This is a genomic window from Aggregatibacter sp. Marseille-P9115 (genome assembly GCF_920939465.1).
GTDB lineage: Bacteria > Pseudomonadota > Gammaproteobacteria > Enterobacterales > Pasteurellaceae > Aggregatibacter > Aggregatibacter segnis_B.
Genome location: NZ_OV100759.1, coordinates 1,397,026 through 1,414,615, shown reverse-complemented (window position 1 = coordinate 1,414,615; position 17,590 = coordinate 1,397,026). Strand labels below are relative to the sequence as shown.

At 41.8% G+C, this 17,590-nt stretch carries 18 protein-coding genes and 2 tRNA genes; 3 read left to right on the top strand and 17 right to left on the bottom strand.

All coding sequences use genetic code 11. The annotated features are described in order from the left end of the window. The first annotated feature begins 2 nt into the window (after window positions 1–2). Window positions 3–1,550, top strand: coding sequence for an exopolyphosphatase (gene ppx / locus LQ983_RS06820; protein ID WP_230622128.1), 1,548 nt, complete (start codon window positions 3–5; stop codon window positions 1,548–1,550). Between the two features lie 65 nt (window positions 1,551–1,615). Here the strand turns inward: ppx and pckA are convergent, their stop codons facing one another. Continuing rightward, entirely contained in the window at window positions 1,616–3,232 is a 1,617-nt protein-coding gene (pckA, locus tag LQ983_RS06815; RefSeq protein WP_230622127.1) for a phosphoenolpyruvate carboxykinase (ATP), read from the bottom strand. Window positions 3,233–3,491: 259 nt separating this feature from the next. Here pckA and LQ983_RS06810 point away from each other — a divergent pair, with 259 nt between their 5' ends. Beyond that, window positions 3,492–4,136 (top strand): hypothetical protein, encoded by a 645-nt coding sequence (locus LQ983_RS06810; protein WP_006719410.1) that lies wholly within the window; start codon window positions 3,492–3,494, stop codon window positions 4,134–4,136. A gap of 96 nt (window positions 4,137–4,232) precedes the next feature. Here LQ983_RS06810 and mnmA read toward each other — a convergent pair whose 3' ends face one another. From mnmA to LQ983_RS06755, 11 genes are all read right to left on the bottom strand, one after another. After that, window positions 4,233–5,384, bottom strand: coding sequence for a tRNA 2-thiouridine(34) synthase MnmA (gene mnmA / locus LQ983_RS06805; protein WP_230622126.1), 1,152 nt, complete (start codon window positions 5,382–5,384; stop codon window positions 4,233–4,235). 111 nt (window positions 5,385–5,495) lie between these two features. Beyond that, window positions 5,496–5,702, bottom strand: a complete 207-nt coding sequence (locus tag LQ983_RS06800) for a 4-oxalocrotonate tautomerase family protein (protein WP_230622125.1) — start codon at window positions 5,700–5,702, stop codon at window positions 5,496–5,498. 30 nt (window positions 5,703–5,732) lie between these two features. Next, a complete protein-coding gene (gene nqrM, locus LQ983_RS06795; protein ID WP_006719419.1) occupies window positions 5,733–5,990 on the bottom strand; it encodes a (Na+)-NQR maturation NqrM in 258 nt (85 codons plus the stop codon). Between the two features lie 73 nt (window positions 5,991–6,063). Then, window positions 6,064–7,152, bottom strand: a complete 1,089-nt coding sequence (locus LQ983_RS06790; protein WP_230622123.1) for an FAD:protein FMN transferase — start codon at window positions 7,150–7,152, stop codon at window positions 6,064–6,066. A 151-nt stretch (window positions 7,153–7,303) separates the two neighbouring features. Next, a complete protein-coding gene (gene nqrF / locus LQ983_RS06785; protein ID WP_230622122.1) occupies window positions 7,304–8,539 on the bottom strand; it encodes an NADH:ubiquinone reductase (Na(+)-transporting) subunit F in 1,236 nt (411 codons plus the stop codon). An 11-nt stretch (window positions 8,540–8,550) separates the two neighbouring features. After that, window positions 8,551–9,147 (bottom strand): NADH:ubiquinone reductase (Na(+)-transporting) subunit E, encoded by a 597-nt coding sequence (gene nqrE, locus LQ983_RS06780; RefSeq protein ID WP_005633378.1) that lies wholly within the window; start codon window positions 9,145–9,147, stop codon window positions 8,551–8,553. Between the two features lie 3 nt (window positions 9,148–9,150). Further along, entirely contained in the window at window positions 9,151–9,780 is a 630-nt protein-coding gene (locus tag LQ983_RS06775; RefSeq protein ID WP_230622121.1) for an NADH:ubiquinone reductase (Na(+)-transporting) subunit D, read from the bottom strand. Next, complete coding sequence (locus tag LQ983_RS06770; protein WP_230622119.1) at window positions 9,780–10,565, bottom strand: Na(+)-translocating NADH-quinone reductase subunit C; 786 nt, start codon at window positions 10,563–10,565, stop codon at window positions 9,780–9,782. The genes LQ983_RS06775 and LQ983_RS06770 overlap by 1 nt, the downstream gene beginning before the upstream one ends. Beyond that, a complete protein-coding gene (locus tag LQ983_RS06765) occupies window positions 10,558–11,793 on the bottom strand; it encodes an NADH:ubiquinone reductase (Na(+)-transporting) subunit B (protein WP_230622118.1) in 1,236 nt (411 codons plus the stop codon). The genes LQ983_RS06770 and LQ983_RS06765 overlap by 8 nt, the downstream gene beginning before the upstream one ends. A 2-nt stretch (window positions 11,794–11,795) precedes the next feature. Further along, window positions 11,796–13,136, bottom strand: coding sequence for a Na(+)-translocating NADH-quinone reductase subunit A (locus LQ983_RS06760; protein WP_230622117.1), 1,341 nt, complete (start codon window positions 13,134–13,136; stop codon window positions 11,796–11,798). A gap of 357 nt (window positions 13,137–13,493) precedes the next feature. After that, window positions 13,494–13,805 (bottom strand): BolA family transcriptional regulator, encoded by a 312-nt coding sequence (locus LQ983_RS06755; protein WP_230622115.1) that lies wholly within the window; start codon window positions 13,803–13,805, stop codon window positions 13,494–13,496. A gap of 104 nt (window positions 13,806–13,909) precedes the next feature. Between LQ983_RS06755 and LQ983_RS06750 the strand changes: the two genes are divergently transcribed. Continuing rightward, window positions 13,910–14,503 carry a YajG family lipoprotein gene (locus tag LQ983_RS06750; RefSeq protein WP_230622114.1) on the top strand — a complete coding sequence of 198 codons (594 nt, stop codon included), beginning with the start codon at window positions 13,910–13,912 and terminating at the stop codon, window positions 14,501–14,503. Between the two features lie 198 nt (window positions 14,504–14,701). On the opposite strand, the gene LQ983_RS06745 is transcribed toward LQ983_RS06750, so the two are convergent. The 5 genes from LQ983_RS06745 to mutY all read right to left on the bottom strand — a co-directional run bounded on the left by LQ983_RS06745 (window position 14,702) and on the right by mutY (window position 17,538). Next, window positions 14,702–14,777 (bottom strand) — tRNA-Asn (locus LQ983_RS06745). A gap of 4 nt (window positions 14,778–14,781) precedes the next feature. Continuing rightward, window positions 14,782–14,857 (bottom strand) — tRNA-Phe (locus LQ983_RS06740). A 208-nt stretch (window positions 14,858–15,065) separates the two neighbouring features. Continuing rightward, window positions 15,066–16,142 (bottom strand): membrane-bound lytic murein transglycosylase MltC, encoded by a 1,077-nt coding sequence (gene mltC, locus LQ983_RS06735; protein WP_048750776.1) that lies wholly within the window; start codon window positions 16,140–16,142, stop codon window positions 15,066–15,068. Window positions 16,143–16,145: 3 nt separating this feature from the next. Next, window positions 16,146–16,421, bottom strand: coding sequence for an oxidative damage protection protein (locus tag LQ983_RS06730; RefSeq protein ID WP_230622112.1), 276 nt, complete (start codon window positions 16,419–16,421; stop codon window positions 16,146–16,148). Then, entirely contained in the window at window positions 16,399–17,538 is a 1,140-nt protein-coding gene (gene mutY, locus LQ983_RS06725; RefSeq protein WP_230622110.1) for an A/G-specific adenine glycosylase, read from the bottom strand. Before mutY ends, LQ983_RS06730 begins: the two co-directional genes overlap by 23 nt. Window positions 17,539–17,590 lie beyond the last annotated feature (52 nt).

Genomic DNA, 17,590 nt, shown 5'->3' with positions numbered 1-17,590 from the left:
CTATGAATAACGAAAACTTACTCAGTAAAGCCAATGAACTGCATGCGCGACGCGGCGAAGTGCGTGAAATTGCTGCCATTGATCTCGGCTCTAATAGCTTTCACATGATTATTGCCCGCATTGTAAACGGCACACTACAAGTGCTTTCCCGTCTTAAGCAAAAAGTACAGCTTGCCGAGGGGTTAGATGAAAACCAAGTTCTAAGTCCAGCCGCGATTGAACGTGGTGTCAACTGTTTGGCGTTATTTGCAGAGCGCTTACAGGGGTTTCCAGCCGACAACGTCAATGTCGTCGGCACATATACCTTACGCCGTGCTGTAAACAATGAAGAATTTCTACGTCAAGCGGCAAAAGTCTTCCCTTATCCTATTCACATTATCAGCGGTAAAACGGAAGCGAAAACCATCTACGCCGGCGTTTGCCATACACAGCCAGAAATTGGTCGAAAATTTGTTATCGACATTGGTGGTGGTTCAACAGAAATGATCATCGGTGATAACTTTACACCATTAATTTACGAAAGCCGCCACATGGGCTGTGTGAGTTTTGCAAAACAATTTTTTCCTCACGGTCAAATCAATGAAGAAAATTTTCGTCTGGCAAAGCAAAGCGCTTTAAACAAGATTGAAGATCTCGCTTGGGAATACCGTAATTTGGGTTGGCAATCCGTGCTCGGCTCCTCCGGCACAATTAAAACCGTCCATCAAGTTATTTGTGAAAACATTGATCCGAATGGCACCATTACGGCTGAACGTTTAAACCAACTGATTCAACAAACACTGCAATTTAGCCACTTTGATCAAATCCAATTTAACGGACTAAATCATGATCGCGCTGACGTTTTTGTGCCGGGCTTGGCCATTTTAAGTGCAGTTTTTGAAAACTTTCAAATTGAGAAAATGCGTTATTCCGATGGTGCGCTGCGAGAAGGGGTAATGTATAGCTTGGAGCAAAACTTCCAAGTCAATAATATTCGTGAACGCACCGCACTCGGTTTAATGGAACAATTTAATATTGACCAAGCACAGGGCGAACGGGTATATCAGAGTGCATCGTTACTATTTGAGCAATACCAACATTGGCAAAACCGAGAAATGGTTGCTGAAATGAAAGACGTTCTCTTGTGGGCTGCGCGTTTACATGAAGTGGGGATTGTCATCAATCACAAAAATCTACAAAAACACTCTGCATATATTTTATACAATACTGAGTTGCCGGGCTACGACAACGAACAACATCGTTTGCTGTCAACTTTGGCGCGTTATCACTTAGGGAATTTCAAATTGCCAGAGATGTTTAAATTTTCTCGTTATCACGAGCAAGATGTGCTGGCATTAATTCGCATTTTACGCTTAGCAATTATTCTCAATCGAGGCCGTCAAGCGACAGAAAAACCTCAAAAAATCACATTAAAAACTGACCGCACTTTGGTAGATTGGCACTTAACATTTGAAACGGATTATCTACAACATAACCCATTAGTGAAAAACGATCTCGCATTAGAACATCGTTTCTTGCAGACATTGGGATTATCCTTATCAGCTCGTTAATTGATTTACTCTTCCATAAAAAAATCCCCGCGGATAATAGCGGGGATTTTTATTCTTTCGTCAGATTACGCTTTAGGACCTGCAGCAATCAATGCTTTACCTTCAGCATTTGTTGCATATTTTTCGAAGTTCTTCACGAAACGACCAGCAAGATCTTTCGCTTTTGCTTCCCATTGTGCTTTGTCTGCGTAAGTGTCACGCGGATCTAAGATAGCTGGGTCAACACCTGGTAAAGCGTTAGGAATTGCCAAATTGAAGATTGGTAATTCGCCCATTTCAGCTTTTTCGATAGAACCATCTAAGATCGCGTCGATAATACCACGAGTATCTTTAATAGAGATACGTTTACCTGTACCGTTCCAACCGGTGTTCACTAAGTAAGCTTCCGCACCTACCGCTTGCATACGTTTCACTAACACTTCCGCATATTGAGTTGGGTGTAAAGTTAAGAACGCAGCGCCAAAACAAGCTGAGAAAGTTGGGGTTGGTTCGGTGATACCACGTTCTGTACCCGCTAATTTTGCAGTAAAGCCTGATAAGAAGTAGTACTTAGTTTGTTCCGGAGTTAATTTAGAAACCGGCGGCAACACGCCGAATGCGTCTGCGGTTAAGAAAATTACTTTCGTTGCGTGGCCTGCACGGGAAACCGGTTTAACGATGTTATCAATGTGATAAATCGGATAAGACACACGAGTGTTTTCTGTTTTGGAACCGTCATCAAAGTCAACAGAACCATCTGCACGCACAACCACGTTTTCTAATAACGCATCACGACGGATTGCGCGATAAATGTCCGGTTCGTTTTCTTCAGAAAGGTGAATGGTTTTCGCGTAGCAACCACCTTCAAAGTTGAAGATACCCACATCATCCCAACCGTGTTCATCGTCACCGATTAATTCACGTTTCGGATCGGTAGAAAGGGTAGTTTTACCGGTACCGGATAAGCCGAAGAATACCGCTACATCGCCATCTTTACCTACATTAGCGGAACAGTGCATTGCACCAACACCTTTAAGCGGTAGGAAGTAGTTCATCATGGAGAACATACCTTTCTTCATTTCACCGCCGTACCAAGTACCACCGATTAATTGAACACGTTCAGTCAAGTTAAATGCAACGAAGTTCTCAGAGTTCAAACCTTGTTCTTTCCAGTTCGGGTTGGTGCATTTAGAACCGTTCATCACCACGAAACCTGGTTTGAAATCTTTTAATTCAGCTTCTGTCGGACGAATAAACATGTTTTTCACGAAATGTGCTTGCCATGCTACTTCTGTCACGATACGTACCGCAATACGGTCTTGTTCGCTAGCACCACAGAAACCATCAACCACAAATAGGCGTTTACCGGAAAGTTGTTTAGTCACAATGCCTTTCAAGCTCGCCCAAGTTTCTTGGGTCATTGGTTTGTTATCGTTTTTCGCTGCATCGGAATTCCACCAAACGGTGTCTTTTGTGGTGTCATCCAACACAATATATTTATCTTTAGGCGAACGACCGGTAAAGATGCCGGTATCAACAGCCACGGCGCCGGTTGTGGTCAACGTACCTTTTTCAAAACCTTCCAAGCCTGGTTTAGTTTCTTCTTCAAATAATTGTTCATAACTTGGGTTATAAACAACCTCTTTGACATCATGAATACCAAGAGCTTCAAGTTCTTTAATAACTTTACTTAAGTCAGTCATAGATTACCTCTTTGTGTTAAAAATAAAAACTGCCCCTATTCTATGAAAATTTCTACCTAAAAACTGTTATCTTGATCAAATATTTGAACATTACTTTCTTTTTTATTCGATTTTAGGGAGAATTTATCCGCCTTTTGGAAAGGTCGCTCACCGCTTTATCAAAACGCCACCAAAAAGCACCGCACTTTTTCAAGTCGGAACTTATGCTTTCACCGCCGCTCTAAGTTGCACAACAATTTAACGAGATAAAAGGAATCACATGAAATTACTCAAATTATTTTTACTGGCTACATTACTTTATATTCCCGGTGTACAAGCTGCCGAAGCAACGGATTTGAACATCAAATACAGCTCCAATTATCTCATGCCTGCTTATGTGCATTTTCACTCCGATGGCTTTGAATATACGATCAATGCCAACATCAATATCCCCTTGTACAAAATTCAATTTATCTCGAAAGGTGCGCAAAGTAGCAATGTTTTTAACATGTTCAGCTACAAAGACACTCGTAATGACAAACCTTATGCCGAAGCAAAAATTGCCAATCGAAAAATTGAGTACGGCAAAATAAAAAATGGACTCAAAACCGAGGAGTTAACCCTACCAACCTATGATTTATTTACGGTAGCCTTCCAGCTAAGTTATTACGGTAAGTTGCCAAATAGCTTCCAAATTACGAATGGTAAAAAGCTTTATCCGATGGAAAACGTAGTGCTAAACACAACGAAAAAACAAGTGAAATACAACAAACAAGAGGTGACTGAAATCACCTATCAATTTAAAACCGGTGGCAAAGATATTGTGGTAAAAAAACACGAAGGGGAAAAATTCCCGCGCTTTATTTCCTACAGTCGGGATGGTGATGAATACGAGCTTACTTTTAGCGATTTTGTCAAAAATTAATCTTTTCATGAAAAAATAAAGCCACCAAATAGGTAGCTTTATTATTGGCAAGTGCGGTCTAAAAAACATATGAATTTTAGACCGCACTTTTCTGTTCTATTTTAGCTGTTGCTCGATGATGCCGCCGCCAAAGCAAACTTCATCCAAATAGAAGACGGCTGATTGCCCCGGCGTGACGGCAATTTGCGGCTCATCAAAAATGACTTTGATGCTTTCGTCATCAATAGGCTCAATCGTACAAGGCACATCCGTTTGGCGATAACGGGTTTTCACCGTACAACGCAACGGTTCACGAATCGGTTGACGATCGACCCAATGCAATTGTTGTGCGATTAAACCGGTAGAAAGTAACGCTGAGTGATCATGCCCCTGTGCCACAATTAACTCGTTATTGACCAGATCCTTTTCCACCACATACCACGCTTCTTCAGTGGCGCCTTTCACGCCACCAATGCCCAAGCCTTTGCGTTGGCCCAATGTGTGATACATCAAACCATCGTGGCGACCAATAATGTCACCCTCTACCGTGCGAATGTTGCCCGGTTGCGCCGGCAAGTAACGGGCTAAGAAATCTTTAAATTTACGCTCACCAATAAAACAAATGCCGGTAGAATCTTTTTTCTTCGCCGTGATCAAACCTAAATCTTCGGCAATGGCACGTACAATCGGTTTTTCAATGTCGCCAACAGGAAACAGACTTTGTCCCACTTGCTTACTGCTCAATGTGTATAAAAAATAGCTCTGATCTTTGTTGGCATCCAAACCGCGCAATAATTGTGCGTTATCATCAGTACCGCGACGACGGACATAATGTCCGGTAGCGATATAATTCGCGCCTAAATCTTCTGCGGCATATTCTAAAAAGGCTTTAAATTTAATTTCTTTGTTACACAGAATATCCGGATTCGGAGTACGACCAGCCTTGTATTCGTTAAGGAAATGTTCAAATACATTATCCCAATACTCTGCCGCAAAATTGATTTTATGCAGCTTAATGCCAAGCTTGTCGCACACAGCTTGAGCGTCAGCTAAGTCCGCGGCAGCTGTACAATAATCGGTGTCGTCATCCTCTTCCCAATTCTTCATAAACAAGCCTTCCACTTGATAGCCTTGTTGTTGCAGAATAAAAGCAGACACAGAGGAATCTACCCCGCCTGACATGCCACAAATGACTTTTTTCGTGGCATTTTCGGCAAGTTGTTCAGCAGAGAGTTTCGGGAAATGTTTTTCGTAGGTTTGTGATTTCATAGTTTAGTAATAAACGTTCCACTAAATAAATAATTTGGCATTCTACCGCAAATCAAGTAAGAGTAAAAATGCCCGACAATTTCGGGCACTTTCATACAGGTTACGGCATGATCACTTCATTGAACGTCGAGAAGTTACCGTTTTTCCTCCAATCCCCCAGTTCTCCATATCGACTTCGTCAATAACCACCACTGTCGTTTCGGGATTTTTCTTTAACACTTTCTGTAATAAATGGGTGACACCTTCAATTAACTCCGCTTTTTGTTTAGCTGTCGGAGCTTCTGCACCACCGGTCACTTTAATATTGACATACGGCATACTGTTCTCTCATCACAACGTTAAATGGAACTACTTCACTTCGTAAAATTGAGCTTTCTCTTTTTGCGCAAATTTTTGTTCATATTCTGCCTTGGCATTTTCATCGCCTGCATCTAATTTTTCTTGCAAAGTGTCGCAAGGTTTATCGCAGTCACAGGCTTTCGCAATCCCTAAAGACGATAAACCGCCACAACTGCCTTTCAGCGCTTGGCGTTTTACGATATAGCCCAATGCCATAGCCAAAATAATCAGGATGAAAATCCCAAAAGTCACTAAGAATAATTTCATAATCTCTCCATAAATACTCTAAATATCTACCGCACTTTATCACTCAAAGTGCGGTCCTTTCTCACTCTGTTTTTTACTGAGCCAAGAATTGCTTAAATGCAGAAGACATTTCCGTACGATAACCTTTGCCGTCTTTAATGATCATAAAAATCGGCAAATTTTCCCGTTCAGCCACCGCTAAGGCTTTTTCCTCGCCTAATACAAATAAACCGGTGGAAAGGCCGTCAGCGGTCATAGAGCTTGGCGCTAATACAGTGATTGAGGCTAACGCGTGTTGAATCGGGTAGCCTGTTTTCGGATCAATTTCATGGGAAAAACGCACACCATCTTGTTCAAAATAATTACGATAGTCACCTGATGTTGCCATCGCCATATTATTTAAACCGATAATCTGTTGAGCGGCTTGCTTGCCATCAAACGTCGGACGTTCAATCGCAATCTGCCACAGTTTATTTTCGGCATTTTTTCCTTTAGCACGAATTTCACCGCCGATTTCCACCATGTAGTTTTGCACATGAATACTTTCTAAATAATCCGCTACTTGATCAACACCGAAACCTTTCGCGATAGAAGAAAGATCCACATAAAGCTGTGGTACGCTTTTTGCGAGAAAAAACTTACCACTCTCTTCAGTGAGTGATAGCTTATCAATCCCGACCCAAGCTTGTCGCTCAATAATTTGCGCTTGTGTTGGCTGTTTTTCCACGCGTTTTTCCGGCCCAAAGCCCCAAAGATTAACTACCGGTCCAACAGTCACATCCAATGCTCCTTGGGTCACTTGATTTAAGCGCATTGCTTCTTTAACCACAAGCGCAAAATCTGCCGAGATTTCGATCGGTGTATTCGTCTGTGTATTTTGATTAAAACGACTGATTTCAGAATCCTGGATGTAAGTGGACATTTTAGTGTTCACCGCTTTCAGAATCGACTCAATCTGTTCATGCGCTTGTTGTGATGTGATAGAAACTTCATTATTGCCCCAATATTTAATGTGATAAGTGGTTCCCATCGTTTTACCACTCAGGGCAACTATTTCATTTTTTGCTGCCACTGCTTGCTGCGTTTCTGCTTGTTGTGAGGCTGCTTTCTGATCGCAAGCGCTTAACGTCAATGCGATGGCGACAAAAGCAAGCCCGCGAACGAATAAATGAGAGATTTGCACAATACTTTCCTAACATAAAATGGATCACACGCAAACCAACTGTTGAAATTGATTTGCGTGTGATGAATCAAGATGGAAAACGCTGTAAAAATTGACCGCACTTAAGAAGAAAGTGCGGTCGTTTTTACAGTGTTTTTAAACCAAAACGGGATTAACCACCGAAGTCATCTAATAAGATGTTTTCGTCTTCAACACCGAGGTCTTTCAACATTTTGATTACCGCCGCATTCATCACCGGAGGTCCGCACATGTAGTATTCACAATCTTCAGGTGCTTCATGATTTTTCAAGTAGTTTTCATAAAGTACGTTGTGAATAAAGCCGGTGTAACCTGTCCAGTTGTCTTCCGGCAATGCGTCAGAAAGTGCCACATGCCATACAAAGTTATCGTTTTCAGCTTGTAATTGGTCAAAGTCTTCTTGATAGAAAATTTCACGTTTAGAACGCGCACCATACCAGAAAGACATTTTACGTTTAGAGTGCAAACGTTTTAATTGGTCGAAGATATGGGAGCGCATTGGCGCCATACCTGCACCACCACCGATGAAGACCATTTCATTATCAGTTTCTTTCGCGAAGAATTCACCGAATGGACCTGAAATGATCACTTTATCACCCGGTTTTAATGACCAAATATAAGAAGACATTTGTCCCGGAGGCGCATCCGGTTGACGTGGTGGAGGCGTTGCAATACGCACGTTCAACATGATGATGCCTTTCTCTTCCGGATAAGATGCCATAGAGTAAGCACGGATAATATGCTCATCTACTTTGGATACATAACGCCATAAATCGTATTTATCCCAGTCCTCGTGGTATTCTTTTGGAATATCGAAATCTTTATAGTTGACCACATGTGGATCAGCTTCGATTTGGATATAACCACCAGCACGGAATGGTACTTCCTCACCCTCAGGAATCGCTAATTTCAGCTCTTTGATAAAGGTGGCTTTGTTATCATTAGAAATAACGGTACATTCCCATTTTTTCACACCAAAGATTTCTTCCGGCAATTCAATGTCCATATTGCCTTTCACGTTCACTTGGCAAGAAAGACGATAGCCTTCTTTCGCTTCACGTTTAGTGATGTGAGATAACTCTGTCGGTAAAATTTCACCGCCACCGCTTTTCACTTTTACCACACATTGACCACAGGAACCGCCACCGCCACAAGCAGACGACACAAAGATCCCTTTGCTGGCAAGCGCACCGAGTAATTTTCCACCTGCCGGTAAGGTAATGGCTTTACTCGGGTCATCGTTAATTTGAATGGTAATGTCGCCGGAATCAACTAGTTTGGATTTAGCAAACAGGATAATTGCAACAAGCACCAAAACAATCGCTGTAAAGGCTGCAACACCGAGTACAAGAATTGTTGTTTCGTTCATTTATGTACTCCTTATAACTGAATACCGGAGAATGACATAAAGCCAAGCGCCATCAAACCGGCAGAGATAAAGGTGATCCCTAAACCTTTCAAACCGGCCGGCACATCGGCATATTTCATTTTCTCAGTTAAACCTGCTAACGCAACGATTGCCAACATCCACCCCAAGCCTGCACCAATACCGTACACGGCAGATTCTGCGAAAGTATATTCACGTTGAATCGCAAAGGATACGCCACCGAAGATCGCACAGTTTACAGCAATAAGCGGAAGGAAAATCCCCAATGCGTTATAAAGTGCCGGGAAGAATTTATCGAGCGTCATTTCAAGAATTTGAACGATACCCGCGATAATCCCGATAAACGTAATAAAGCTTAAGAAGGATAAATCTACGCCTTCAACTAAAGCCCCATCTTTTAACACGTGTTCAAACACAAATTGGTTCGCCGGTACAGAAATGCCAAGCACAACGGTGACCGCAACCCCTAAGCCGAATGCTGTTGACACTTTTTTCGATACGGCAAGGAAAGTACACATTCCTAAGAAGAAAGAAAGCGCCATATTTTCAATGAAGATCGCCTTCACAAATAGGCTAATATAATGTTCCATTGATTATTTCTCCTGTTGCTCAGGTTTCCACGTTCTTAAGCCCCAAATGATGAAGCCGATAATAAAGAACGCACTTGGTGCAAGAAGGAACAAGCCGTTCGGTTGATACCAACCACCGTCTTGAATGGTTTGGAATACCGGGAAGCCAAGTAAACGACCAGAACCAATTAACTCGCGTAACGTTGCAACAATTAATAAAATTGCACCGTAACCTAAACCGTTACCGATACCGTCAACAAAGCTCTCAAGCGGACGAGATTTCATCGCGAAAGCTTCTGCGCGGCCCATTACGATACAGTTGGTAATAATTAAACCGACAAATACCGATAATTGTTTGGACAAGCCGTAAGCAAAGGCTTTTAAAACTTGGTCAACCAAGATTACCAAAGACGCGATAATCGCCAGTTGCACAATGATACGAATACTGTTTGGGATGTAATGACGAATCATTGAAATAAACATACTGGAAAAACCGGTTACTAAACTTACTGCAATTGCCATAACGATCGCGGTTTGTAGTTGAGTGGTGACCGCTAATGCAGAACAAATACCCAAAATTTGCAGCGCAATTGGGTTATTTTTTGCGATCGGATCAAGCAAAAGTGCTTTTAAATTGCTTTTTGCATCAGCCATTATCTTGCCCCCGCTTTAAATTTTGCTAAGAATGGACCAAAACCATTTTGGCTAAACCAATAATCAAAAGAACCTTGCACACCATTTGAGGTTAAAGTTGCACCTGATAAGGCATCAACGCCGTGTTCTTTGTTAGAAGACGCATTTTTAGCAACACGAATAGCCACACGTTGATTATCATCAAACAGTTTTTTATCTACGAAAAGTGCTTGCCAACGCGGATTAGCGATTTCACCACCAAGACCGGCTGTTTCACCTTGATCATAGTAAGTAATGCCTTTGATGGTATTGGCATCTGGGGCAACCGCAACGAAACCGTACATTGTTGACCATAAACCACGACCATACATTGGTAATACCACTTGGCTGACATTGCCTTGTTCATCTTTCACAAGGTAAACACGCGCCTGATTTGCACGCACTTTAATACCCGCTTTATCTTGTTCAGCAGGAATTGCTTGGCTAAGTGCGGTCGATTTTACCGCTGTTTTTGGATCAAACTTTTCCACATCATCTTTTGATGCTTGAATAAAATCACCGCTTTGCAAATCCACTACACGCGGTTCAATAAACTTGTTATAAGTGTCTTTAATGACAGAAGCATTATCTTCTTTCATTAGGCCGGCAACCGTTAAAATATTACGCTGAACGTCAAGTGCTTTTTGTTCATCTTGTTTTGATTTCAATGCAACTGCGGCACCGGAAACCACGATAGAACACACCAAACTTAGCAATACAACAACGGTAACTGTACCGCCAACGCTATCTTTATTAAATTTAGCCATTTGTTCTTGCTCTCCGACGTTTGATATTTGCTTGAACCACGATGTAGTCGAAAATTGGTGCAAACAAGTTTGCAAATAAGATCGCTAACATCATCCCTTCTGGGTAAGCTGGGTTCACTGTACGAATTAATACTGCCATCACACCAATTAACGCGCCATACCACCATTTACCGGTATTGGTAAATGAAGCAGAAACAGGGTCAGTTGCCATGAAGATCATACCAAGTGCAAAACCACCTAATACGAAGTGCCAATGCCAAGGCATAGAGAACATTGGGTTAGAATCAGAACCGATAAGGTTAAAGAGGGTTGCCGTACCGACCATACCGATCATCACGCCCGCCATAATGCGCCAAGAGGCGATACGGGTGAACACGATCACTGCACCACCGATTAACAATGCAAGGGTTGAAACCTCGCCCATTGAACCAGGAATATTACCGATGAACGCATCCATCCAAGTAATTGGTTGACCACTTACGGTATGTTGTAATGCAGCTTGACCACCTTGTGACCATTGTGAAAGTGCGGTTGCGCCTGAGAAACCATCTGCAGCAGTCCATACTAAGTCACCGGAAATTTGAGCCGGATAAGCGAAGAATAAGAATGCACGACCAGCAAGCGCAGGGTTCATAAAGTTACGACCTACACCACCAAAGATTTCTTTTGCAACAACAATACCAAAGCTGATACCAAGTGCTGCTTGCCATAATGGCAATGTCGGCGGAACGATTAAGGCAAATAAAATGGTAGAAACGAACATCCCTTCATTCACTTCGTGGCCACGCACAACTGAGAATAATAATTCCCACATCGTACATACGGTAAATACCACTAAGTAAATTGGTAAGAAGAAAATCGCCCCTAATGCCATTTTGGAGCCCCAAGTTGCATTCGTGGTTAAATCTAAACCTAATGAACTTGCAAGGGCATAGTGCCAATCACTCGCAATTAATTGTTCTAAATTGCCTAATTGATTTAAGGCAGGGATCGCTTGGTTACCCACATTATACATCCCGTAGAAAATCGCAGGGAACAATGCTAGGAAAACCGTAATCATCATACGTTTTGAGTCTAACGCATCGCGAACGTGTGTGTTTTTGTGCGTTACTGTACCCGGTGTATAAAGCAAGGTATAAATCGATTCAAAGATCGGATAAAGCTTGCTGTATTTACCGCCTGGTAAAAACGCGGGTTCCATTTTTTCAAAAAGATTTTTCAAACCCATTTTTAACCTTCCTTCTCAATCTTATCTAATACGTGACGCAAGATTGAACCGTATTCATATTTACCCGGGCAAACGAAAGAGCATAACGCTAAGTCTTCTTCGTCTAATTCAAGACAACCTAACGCTTGTGCGCCATCGGTATCGCCCACGATTAAATCACGTAATAATAATGTCGGTAAAATATCCAACGGCATGACACGCTCATAACTACCGATTGGTACCATCGCACGCTCACCACCATTTTCTGCGGTAGTAAAGTTGAATAATTTTTTACCGAAATGACCAAGCACTGTACGGGTAATCGAATATTTATTCGGTTGTGGTGTAATCCAGCCGAAAAATTCTTTCTCGTTACCTTCTTCGATCACAGAAACTTGTAATGCATAACGACCGAGATAGTCATGCGGGCCTTTTGCCGTTTGACCACAAAGTACCGAACCAGAAATAACGCGATTTTCACCCGCACTTAACTCGTCCTTCGTTAATTGGGAAAGGTTAGCCCCAATAACCGTACGCACTAAACGTGGCGATTTGACTTGAGGTCCTGCAAGAGAAACCACACGTTCTAGATTAAGCTCGCCGGTTGTGAATAATTTACCGATAGCAATCACATCTTGATAGTTGATATACCAAACGGTTTTATTCATTCCTACAGGATCAATAAAGTGGATATGAGTACCACTTAAACCCGCCGGATGAGGACCTGCAAATTCATTAATCACCACATTACTCGCATGTGATGCCGGAATTTTATTATCAGGCGCTTTACATAAGTGAATGTTGCCGTCATGTAAACGACTTAACACGGTTAAACCATTGACGAAATCATTTTCAGACGCAGCAATAATAACCGCAGGATCTGCCGCTAACGGATTCGTGTCCATCGCATTAACGAAAATGGATGAAGGTACGCCATCAATCGCAGGCACTTTGCTGAATGGACGGGTACGGAACGCTGTCCACAAACCAGATTCCTGTAAATTTTTACGCACTTGCTCGGCACTTAACGTGTTCAATTCAGCTACCGGGTATTTATCGAAAGAAAGCGCTTCATCGCCTTCAACTTTAATTACCACAGATTGCAATACACGCTTTTCGCCACGATGAATTGCTGTGATCGTGCCACTCGCAGGCGCGGTGAAAATGACACCAGGATTCTTTTTGTCTTCAAAAAGCACCTGACCTTTTTTCACTGCATCACCTTCGCGAACCTTCATAGAAGGGCGCATTCCCACATACTCTTCACCAAGCAAAGCAACTTCAGTAACGGTATTCCCGTTATGGATTACCTGCTCCGGTTTTCCTGCAATAGGAAGATCCAAGCCTTTTTTAATCGTAATCATATTGTTTGCACTACTTTTGTTAGATTAAAAATACAGCAATAACCCTAAGGTTATTACCTCGTCTTGAGTGATAGTTGTTGAAATGATTAAAGAAGAAAACGGCAAAACACCGCTATGCCTAAATAACCACTCTCCAACCGATAAAAATAAAACTCAAATTCTGTTTCAATTTTACGGACATTTTCGTCCGTAAAAACGTTAAATTTTTGCTAAAAAAATTAGCTTATTTTAACCAAATAATAACGTTCTTACCACTTTGAAAGCCGATTGTTTATGTATTTTTGTGAAAAACTTCACATTATTTGCCAAAAATCAATTTTTTAATTTTTATTGGGTAATTACAAAGAGGTAAGGGACTTATTGCCCAACACCCGCACAATCAGGTGATTTTGGGAATTGTTGCCCCAATTCATCCCATTCTTGCTTGGTGTAAAGATGCAATGCCAAGGCATGAATGCCATTTTGTAAATCTTGAGAGAGTAATTGATAAATTTTGCGGTGACGAGCAACTTTGCTACTCCCCTCAAAGGCGTCACTTACTAATACGATTTTAAAATGTGAATCTGCACCACGGCCAGAACTATGCATATAACTTTCGTTTTCGACGGCAATAAAGTGCGGTTGAAATTCTTGGCGTAATCGTTGCTCTAATTCTTGTTGTTTTGACATATTTCTTTCTTCCTAAAACAAATGATTAAATTAAATGGGAGACTATACAATCAGTTATAACTTTGTAAGAATAATGCAAATTTATTTAAACTTATGAGGATATTATGAAATTTAACATGAAAACCTTAATACTCGGTTCAGTCTTACTTTCAAGTGCATTATTGACTGGTTGCCAAAGTGAATCCAACACGTTACGTTTTACACCGGCTGCGCCACAAGCGAGCATGAATGTAAACCAATCCGCGGTTGTTTACGTCACCACTCGCGATATGCGCCAAGCCCCTGAGATTTCCAGTTATGTTGCCGATGGGAAACTCGTCAAATTATCGGCTATGCCAAGTGTCACCGAGCTATTCCAACAAGTTGAACAACAAAACCTTATCAGTAAAGGATTTCGCATCGGCACGGCAAATAACGCGAATGCGGCAGTCACCGTAAACGTGCAAGAGTTTTTTGCTAAAGTCAATCAAGGAAACTTACGCTATGATATCGATAGCAAAATCCAGTTAGCCATTCATGTGCAAGGTGCTAAAGGTCAATTCACCAAAAATATTGGTACAACACGTAGCCACTCGGGTGCATTCTCTGCCAAAAACTCAGAGATCCAAAAGGTGTTAGGTGAAACCTTTAATGACATTGTTCAATCTATTTATAAAGACCAAGAAGTCACTCAGGCAATTAATCAATACGCTAACTAAAAACACAGTGAAAAACCACCGCTCTTTCTAGCTGAGTTCAGAAAAGAGCGGTACAAAAACCAAGTGTTTTTAGGTCACAATACCAAAGATAAGAATAACGCATAAATTTGATTCCGATTTATGCGTTATTTTTTGCTTTGCAAAATACAAAATCAGAAAAAACAAAAGCCGCTAATTACTTAGCGGCTTTCTAGAATTTGGCTCCTCCTGCGGGACTCGAACCTGCGACATATGGATTAACAGTCCACCGTTCTACCGACTGAACTAAGGAGGAATAGTGGTGCCTCGAGGCGGAATCGAACCACCGACACGGGGATTTTCAATCCCCTGCTCTACCGACTGAGCTATCGAGGCAACTCATCAGTGGTGCGTATTAAACGTTTTTTTGAATTTCAAGTCAACATCTATTTTTAAAAAATACGAAATAATTAACTTGTTTGCACATTTAACAACCGAAACGTACATAAATGCTACATTTATCGAAAAATATTTACTTCTTATATAAAAAGAAAGCCCGCTCAATATTTATTAAGCGGGCAATAAATTTCACAAAAGATTGCGATTAACGTCTGACACGATAGCTCTTTTGCGCTTTATCAACTTTCACCAAATAATTTCGCGCCTGCGCGGATGGGTGACTAGTAGTCAAAATACGATACACTTGTTCCGGATAAAGCTGGTTAATTTTCATCATGGCCATCTCTTTATCATCGTTAAATACGCGCAATACCGCACCGGCACCGCTGTTATACGCCGAAATCATGGCAAAGCGTTTTGATGTCGGATTCGTAATACCATCTAAGTATTTATTTTGTAGCAACCATAAATACGCCGCACCGGCATCAATGTTTTTCTCAGGATCAAACAAATAATTTTTACTTGGTTGACCACTCATGCCTTTCATTTGAAACACATCGCGTCCTGCGGTGTGCGGCACCACTTGCATTAAGCCCATGGCGTTAGCATAGCTTATCGCATACGGGTTAAAGCTCGATTCCGTTTGCATAATGCCCAGAATTAAACTTTCATCCAATCCATAACGACGCGCAACTTTACGCACAATCGGTAAATATTTTTGTGCACGTACTTCCACGTGATTAGCAATCATTGGAATCACCACAAATTGCACTTGATTGCCATTCGATAAACGACGCGTTTGCAATTTATTTTGAATTAAATACGTGGCGAAATTACTTGCGGCAAACTGATCTGCAATAGAGCCGCCACGGTTATCGATCACCTGTCCAACCAAGAAAGGACGAGAACTAATCGGCACATCACCGGAGGCAAATAAATCGATGCCATTCGCATCAGAGCCCATCAATAATGTATGGACGATAGCATTATGTAAACGGTTTAAATCTGCCTGCGTTTCGATAGTAATCAAGCCCTCATCAAAACTCACATGGCTACGGGTGAAATAACGATCCGTATATTTTACATAGTCTTTACGGCTCGCCACTAACAGCTCGTTTACCCCCCAAATGCGGTCGATATTATTGGCAAATTGTCCGGTTAAAATATCCAAGCCACGGGTATCTTTTGCAAAGGCTTCATCGTAATCCAATCCCCGATGATGCGAACCGCCGCCACAAGCATATAAAAAAGGGATAAGGGCTAAAATTAAATACTTCTTCATTTTTTATTTCGCTTCAGGAGGAGTGTAACCTTCAATATGCACATCTTTGCCTTCAAAAAGAAAGCCCACCATTTCCTGTTCCAATAACTTACGATGATCCGCATTCATCATGTTTAATTTTTTCTCATTCACCAACATGGTTTGTTTTTTCATCCATTCGCCCCATGCTTGTTTACTAATAGAATCAAAAATGCGTTTACCCAATTCACCCGGATACAACTGAAAATCCAACCCTTCGGCTTCTTGTTTTAAACGTTCACAAAACACCATTCTTGCCATAATGATTCCTTACATATTGAGTTAATAAATTCTTCACGGGCGTTGCCAACCCGATAGGTTCAGGATGTTGCGGATCATACCAATATTTGACCGCACTTAATAGGTCTGATTGATATTCCTCCGTTTTTTTCGGCACTTTTTTCCAAGGGGAACAATCCTCATCTGCGGTCTCGGTTAAGCTGCCAACTTGCGCATAAATTGGATAAATATCTAAATGAAAATGGCTAAATGTATGGCGAAATGCCGGCCACTCCTGATATTGCTTAATCCCGTTTGCCGCCAAATAAGCTAGCAACGCCTGCTTTTCAGTAAATTGTGGGAAACAATACAACCCGCCCCACAAACCGCTATTTTCCCGTTGTTCCAACGCAATCTTGCCATTTTGTTCTAATAACAAGAAATAACTTTCCCGTTCCGGTAGCGTTTTTTTCGGTTTTTTGCCGGGGTAAGCCAGCCAATTTTGTTCGGCATTTGCTCGACAATCCTTTTTTAGCGGGCAAAGATCGCACTTTGGCTTGGTTCGCGTACACACCATTGCACCAAGATCCATCATTGCCTGATTAAAATCCGCCACCTGTTCCGTTGGTGTCACCTGTGCTGTCAATTGCCACAAACGATCTTCCGTTTTTTTCTCACCCGGCCAACCGTCCACAGCAAAATAACGGGATAACACCCGCTTCAGGTTACCGTCCAAAATAGGATAAGGCGCATTCAAACAAGAAGACAACACCGCCCCCGCCGTACTTCGCCCCACACCGGGCAATGCCCAGACTTGTTCAAATTCTGTCGGAAATATGCCGCCATATTGATCACGCATGATTTGCGCGGCTTTATGCAAATTTCGCGCCCGCGCGTAATAACCCAAGCCCGTCCACAAATGCAGTACCTCATCTAACGGCGCATCAGCAAGTGCGGTCAAATTAGGAAACGTTTTAACAAAACGTTCAAAATACGGAATGACCGTTGCTACCTGCGTTTGCTGCAACATCACTTCGGACAACCAAACACCATACAAGGTTTTATGTTGTTGCCACGGCAAATTTTTCCGCCCGAACTTTGCATACCATGACAGTACGGCATGTGCAAAAGGCGCATGGGGAGATGATTGAGCGAGCATAAATCCTGATATATTCATAAAAGTGCGGTCGTAAAAAACAATGTTTTTAAGC

What these genes read in the sequence shown, in the direction of transcription:
- ppx (WP_230622128.1), top strand. Translation starts at nt 3, where the DNA reads ATGAATAACGAAAACTTACTCAGTAAAGCCAATGAACTGCATGCGCGA.
- pckA (WP_230622127.1), bottom strand. Translation starts at nt 3,232, where the DNA reads ATGACTGACTTAAGTAAAGTTATTAAAGAACTTGAAGCTCTTGGTATT.
- LQ983_RS06810 (WP_006719410.1), top strand. Translation starts at nt 3,492, where the DNA reads ATGAAATTACTCAAATTATTTTTACTGGCTACATTACTTTATATTCCC.
- mnmA (WP_230622126.1), bottom strand. Translation starts at nt 5,384, where the DNA reads ATGAAATCACAAACCTACGAAAAACATTTCCCGAAACTCTCTGCTGAA.
- LQ983_RS06800 (WP_230622125.1), bottom strand. Translation starts at nt 5,702, where the DNA reads ATGCCGTATGTCAATATTAAAGTGACCGGTGGTGCAGAAGCTCCGACA.
- nqrM (WP_006719419.1), bottom strand. Translation starts at nt 5,990, where the DNA reads ATGAAATTATTCTTAGTGACTTTTGGGATTTTCATCCTGATTATTTTG.
- nqrF (WP_230622122.1), bottom strand. Translation starts at nt 8,539, where the DNA reads ATGAACGAAACAACAATTCTTGTACTCGGTGTTGCAGCCTTTACAGCG.
- nqrE (WP_005633378.1), bottom strand. Translation starts at nt 9,147, where the DNA reads ATGGAACATTATATTAGCCTATTTGTGAAGGCGATCTTCATTGAAAAT.
- LQ983_RS06775 (WP_230622121.1), bottom strand. Translation starts at nt 9,780, where the DNA reads ATGGCTGATGCAAAAAGCAATTTAAAAGCACTTTTGCTTGATCCGATC.
- LQ983_RS06770 (WP_230622119.1), bottom strand. Translation starts at nt 10,565, where the DNA reads ATGGCTAAATTTAATAAAGATAGCGTTGGCGGTACAGTTACCGTTGTT.
- LQ983_RS06765 (WP_230622118.1), bottom strand. Translation starts at nt 11,793, where the DNA reads ATGGGTTTGAAAAATCTTTTTGAAAAAATGGAACCCGCGTTTTTACCA.
- LQ983_RS06760 (WP_230622117.1), bottom strand. Translation starts at nt 13,136, where the DNA reads ATGATTACGATTAAAAAAGGCTTGGATCTTCCTATTGCAGGAAAACCG.
- LQ983_RS06755 (WP_230622115.1), bottom strand. Translation starts at nt 13,805, where the DNA reads ATGTCAAAACAACAAGAATTAGAGCAACGATTACGCCAAGAATTTCAA.
- LQ983_RS06750 (WP_230622114.1), top strand. Translation starts at nt 13,910, where the DNA reads ATGAAATTTAACATGAAAACCTTAATACTCGGTTCAGTCTTACTTTCA.
- mltC (WP_048750776.1), bottom strand. Translation starts at nt 16,142, where the DNA reads ATGAAGAAGTATTTAATTTTAGCCCTTATCCCTTTTTTATATGCTTGT.
- LQ983_RS06730 (WP_230622112.1), bottom strand. Translation starts at nt 16,421, where the DNA reads ATGGCAAGAATGGTGTTTTGTGAACGTTTAAAACAAGAAGCCGAAGGG.
- mutY (WP_230622110.1), bottom strand. Translation starts at nt 17,538, where the DNA reads ATGCTCGCTCAATCATCTCCCCATGCGCCTTTTGCACATGCCGTACTG.